The organism is Gemmiger qucibialis (genome assembly GCF_027689445.1).
GTDB lineage: Bacteria > Bacillota > Clostridia > Oscillospirales > Ruminococcaceae > Gemmiger > Gemmiger qucibialis.
Map to the genome: position 1 here is coordinate 1 of NZ_JAQFEN010000014.1, position 4,534 is coordinate 4,534.

Consider the following 4,534-nt stretch of genomic DNA (forward strand, 5'->3'; position numbering starts at 1 on the left):
AGAAACGCCCCGGCGGGGCGTTTCTGGGGCGCGGCTCGCAATTCTATGACATATTGCACCTTTTTGTTGGTCCTGCACCGCCACGGCACACCTGTCACAAACACTATAAAACAATGTGCCAACGATAAAAACTGACCACCGGCAATAAAAATCACTGCCGGTGGTCAGTTGGTGGTCAATCTACAATATATTTTCTTACAGGGGCCTTTATCTTTTCAGCCGATATTTACGCGCACGTCCGGCGCCTTCTGCAACAACAGCCTCTTGTTCAATCAATTCTGCCAAATACATTTTCGTGCGGGAAACCTGAAGTCCGACCGCCTCGGCAATTTCTTTGCTTGCCGCTTTAGGAGTGTCTGTCAGGTACTGTAAAATGTCCGCTTTGCGACGTTCAGCAATGCCGCCTTCTTTATCGCCATTTTTTGCCGCCACTTTTTACCGCCATTTTTGCGGCGGAAAGCGGTAGTGTCAGCGTTGTCCGATCTGGATTAAATGCTTCTACAATCTCTGGCACCTGCCACGCCTGCTTTTGCCAAACGGAGCGAATACTTGGCAATCCACTTCCTGCACGCTCGCCAACATTTATCAGATTGAACATTTTAATCAGCGATTCGTTGCGTGGATCCGATACACCGCCCACAAGAGCCTCCTGCACATTGATACGGAAAGCACCCGGATTTGCAATACGAATTTTATCCGGCCATTTTTGAATCACCAGACCACGACGGTCATAGTAGTCGGCATGAATCAAGGCATTTGCCAAAGCCTCGCGCAAAGCCTTATGCAGAGGGGTGTCATCAATGCGGTCAGCACCATTCAGTTTGAACGGAACTTTTATGTCCTGCGCAATGCGGTTATAAACGCGGAAATAAAAGTCACAGATATTACCACTCCAATCGCCTGAACTTGACACGATTCTGTCCGTCCAGCGCTCATCTTCTGTGGCACTGCGATCATGTTCCTGATAGTCCAGAAAATAATGCGGAAATTCCCGCACGATTTCGTATTCATGTCCGAACATCAATAATCCCGCAGCAGTAGGGCGCAGTTTACCGTCCGTATCTCGTGCCATAGCGCCGATGCGATGCAGAAAATTCTCCACAGCTACTTTTTTCCTTTAAAGTCTTTCGTAACAGTGTTCATTTGAACAGGTATTCCAAAGTGATTTGCCACATGAGAAATCAAAACGCTATCGATATTATTTCTCAGGCGAAGGCTTTCAGCATCTGATAAAGAAAAAACATATTTCTTATCAAATGTACCTTTGCTATGAATTGTTGTTATAACCATTTCATATTCGTCGGCCTTCCAAAAGAAATGATCGTTTAATGCGATTTTTGCTAAAGCATATTCAGGCAGTGCGCGTACCGCGCCATCGACAATAGGCAAGGTTGCATTTGGTTGAGAAAATATTGGCATCGTTGCACACACAACCGGATATAAAATGTTATTGGATACTTCATCCATATTAGCGCATTTATCCACAAATTCTACAAATGCAGGTGCCAATGTATCCGCTTCTACTTTAAAGGGATGTGCAGTTTCAAAAGAAGTTTCAAAATTTCCTGCAACTCTGCGACAAATAGGAGAAGGAAAGGTTGACCATATCAGAGAAAGAGTTGCATTATCTGACTGACGGATAACCTTAGCTGTAATTTCCTTGATTGTTGTCGACTTGTTCTTTACCTCATAGACACCTCCAAGGGAAATGTACGATCCGCTCCTGTTGTGAAATAGTGTAATCATACCAGAAGGCAAGAAATCAACTTTTAGTTTTTTAATAAAATGATTATAAATGTATTTTATAAGTGGAATGATTAATGCAATTGTAGACAGTGCAATTGCAATCAGTTCATATACTGTTATTGGTTGTGTCCAATTTATATTCATATACGCGTCTTCCTTGTTTTGACATTGAAAAAGTATATTTTCCAAATTCTATACTCATTAGACAACCATCTCATCAAACAGAACCTTCAAAAAATCATCCACGCCGCCTGCAGCCTGAATTGTGGCAATCATCAAATCATCCGGGTCAACACGGGCAAAATCAATGACATATCCCGCATGGTGGGCAAGCTGCGAAAGAAAAACACGCTGGGTTCTGCCGTTGCCCTCTCGGAATGGGTGAAGCTCATTCGTTCGCTCGTAAAAGTCTACTATGGCAGAAATGAAGTGCGCCCTGCCTAAGCCCACAAGAAAGCGTTGCTTCTCTAATCTGGCAAAGATGGCTTTCGCGGTGCTTTCAATTTGCGCAGCGGGGCAAAACTGCGTGCCTTTCTTTGAAATATCCACCGTTCGCAGCTTGCCCGCCCATTCGTATAAATCTTCAAACAAAAAGCGATGAATCGCACAGTAATGCGCAAAATCGAAACTTTCTGCCAAAGGTTTTTCTTCCCATAAAGCAGCCTTAGCCGGAACGATCGTACCTTCCACGGCATCCAAGTCGGACTGATTTTGAATGCCAAGTATATTTATTAACACCACAGTACCCGGATAGCACCCATCCTGCAAAGAATCCACTGCATAGTTTGCCATAGCATTTTACCCTCGCTGCGCCCTGCGGCGTGCTAGAATTTCAGCAGCCAAGGTGCGGGCATCTACTTTGCCGTCCATCAGGCGGCGGCAGTCGGCACGGGTCTGTTCGGTGACTTCATACCCCTCGATGCGCGAAGAAGCCAAAGCATTTTCCAATGCCTGTTCACGAGTAATTGGTGCCATATACAAAACCGCCTTTCGCTTTTTCATCAATTATATACGATAAGGCAACCAAATGCAATTTTTCTTGCAAAACTTCTTACCGCTTATTCCATAACCACCTGCATCAGCTTATCGTAGCTGTCTACCACATCGTAGACGACGCTGTCGTTGCTGATGGCGGCAAAGTGGGCTTTGGCGCATTGGATCTTTAGGTCCTCAACGCCGCGCAGCTCATTGCGGTCAAGCAGGGTCGTGCCTTTGGTTTCGGCAATAAAATAGATATGCTTGACCGTTCCCTCGTGGAAAGCGATCGCCCAGTCCGGGTTGTACTTACCTACCGGCGTGCTGATGAAAAAACTGCCGGGCAGCTTGACATACACGGCAATTTTGTCGCAAACATCCAGCTCGTGGGCAAAGCGGCGCTCGTTGTCGGAATCGTAAATCACATAATTGTACAGGCTGCGGTCGGCGGGCATGGCGTTTACGCCCTGTCTGCCGTGCAGGTTTGCCAGCATAAAGATGTCGGCGCTGTACGATTCCTCCAGCCTGTTGTAGGTGATATGCTCAATGATCATATCCGCCTTTTGGTTGTTGATGATTTTTCCCGCCTTGATGATAAAGTCCTCCGGGTTCAGTTTATATTGGGCAAACACAAGCGGGGCAATGCCCTGCAAAATGGCGGCAATCGTGGCGCGGGTCAAGCCGGTTTCCTCCACCAGCTTGCCCACAAGGTCGTAGCGCACATTGCCCAGTGCCACGCGGTCAGCGGCGTCCTGATCGTTGTGTCTTTTGACAAACGCCTGCCCCTGCTCCAGCTGCTCGCGGGAGGTCAGCCTGGCGGTCTGCTCGCCGTATTCGGTTTTGACATACACCTTGGAAATATTCAGGTGGGCGTCCAGCGCCCGCACCGAACGGTCGATCAGCTCCTGCGTGTCAAAGGAAACGGTGTAAAAGGTTTTGCGGTTGATGCGCTGCCACAGCTTGGCAAATGCAGAAAATGACGCCAAGACCAAGCTGAACGAGAGCGCCCAACTTGTCACCGGCATCCATTGCAGGATAATACTGAAAATCAATGCTCTCCCAGCCGATAAGAAAACAAATTTCTTACCAGACGAAATTCGTCTTATGCGTACTACTGTAAATCAACTGAGAAATGAACAGCTGGCAAAAGGTTAGTACACGGACGCGGCAGATGATATGCTACTAAAATTATTCTAAAAAACAAAACTTACACGAAAAAGAAAAGCGCATTGCAAAAGTACATTGCAATGCGGCAATGCGCTTCTTTGCGCGCCCGAAGGGATTCGCCAAGCCGCGACCTAGAAACGCCCCACCGGGGCGTTTTTGCCCCGCGGGACGCAAAGCGCGGGGCACGGGCTGTTCGAATCCCTTCTTTTACTACTCTATAAAATCCATGCAAAACAAAAAGAGCAGCACCCTATAAGGTGCTGCTCTTGGTGCGACCGGGAGGATTCGAACCTCTGGCCTTCCGGGTCGGAGAACTACGACAGGGCGGTATAGACTGGCGTTGAAACGTGAATTTTGTTGATTATGCACATTTACCGCCAAAACAAGAAAAAGCCCATTGTTGGTTGGCTTAACAGTGATAAGGAAGTAATTCTAATTTTTACTGTTGGCTGACAGATTCGGGTGTGCAGGGCAACCGTAAGACTGCAAAAGCTGTCTGTTTCCAACAGAAACAGACAGCTTTTAATTTGCGTTGAAAGCATCTCGCTGTTTTCTCTCGAGCGGGGCGGTCTTCCCACGGACCGCCCCGCGAAGCCGTTACGGCTCGATGATGTTGAAGGGGGTGGCTCCGGTGATCGGGAACTGG

6 protein-coding genes are annotated in these 4,534 nt (G+C 47.4%); all 6 read right to left on the reverse strand.

Annotated elements, in window-relative coordinates; all coding sequences use genetic code 11:
• Nucleotides 1-207: 207 nt before the first annotated feature.
• Nucleotides 208-432 carry a winged helix-turn-helix transcriptional regulator gene (locus PG062_RS13860; protein WP_270752685.1) on the reverse strand — a complete coding sequence of 75 codons (225 nt, stop codon included), beginning with the start codon at nucleotides 430-432 and terminating at the stop codon, nucleotides 208-210.
• Nucleotides 410-1,102, reverse strand: coding sequence for a DUF8451 domain-containing protein (locus tag PG062_RS13865; protein ID WP_270752686.1), 693 nt, complete (start codon nucleotides 1,100-1,102; stop codon nucleotides 410-412). Before PG062_RS13865 ends, PG062_RS13860 begins: the two co-directional genes overlap by 23 nt.
• A 2-nt stretch (nucleotides 1,103-1,104) precedes the next feature.
• On the reverse strand, nucleotides 1,105-1,890 hold the full coding sequence (locus tag PG062_RS13870; protein WP_270752687.1) for a hypothetical protein: 786 nt from the start codon (nucleotides 1,888-1,890) through the stop codon (nucleotides 1,105-1,107).
• 57 nt (nucleotides 1,891-1,947) lie between these two features.
• Nucleotides 1,948-2,538, reverse strand: a complete 591-nt coding sequence (locus PG062_RS13875) for a Fic/DOC family protein (protein WP_270752688.1) — start codon at nucleotides 2,536-2,538, stop codon at nucleotides 1,948-1,950.
• Nucleotides 2,539-2,544: 6 nt separating this feature from the next.
• The gene (locus PG062_RS13880; protein WP_159447053.1) at nucleotides 2,545-2,721 is read right to left on the reverse strand and encodes an antitoxin VbhA family protein; all 177 of its coding nucleotides are present in this window, start codon (nucleotides 2,719-2,721) and stop codon (nucleotides 2,545-2,547) included.
• Between the two features lie 83 nt (nucleotides 2,722-2,804).
• On the reverse strand, nucleotides 2,805-3,746 hold the full coding sequence (locus tag PG062_RS13885; protein ID WP_270752689.1) for a restriction endonuclease: 942 nt from the start codon (nucleotides 3,744-3,746) through the stop codon (nucleotides 2,805-2,807).
• Nucleotides 3,747-4,534: the final 788 nt, after the last annotated feature.

Excerpts from the sequence above, each read along its gene's own strand:
- PG062_RS13870 (WP_270752687.1), bottom strand. The coding sequence starts at position 1,890 with ATGAATATAAATTGGACACAACCAATAACAGTATATGAACTGATTGCA.
- PG062_RS13875 (WP_270752688.1), bottom strand. The coding sequence starts at position 2,538 with ATGGCAAACTATGCAGTGGATTCTTTGCAGGATGGGTGCTATCCGGGT.
- PG062_RS13880 (WP_159447053.1), bottom strand. The coding sequence starts at position 2,721 with ATGGCACCAATTACTCGTGAACAGGCATTGGAAAATGCTTTGGCTTCT.
- PG062_RS13885 (WP_270752689.1), bottom strand. The coding sequence starts at position 3,746 with ATGCCGGTGACAAGTTGGGCGCTCTCGTTCAGCTTGGTCTTGGCGTCA.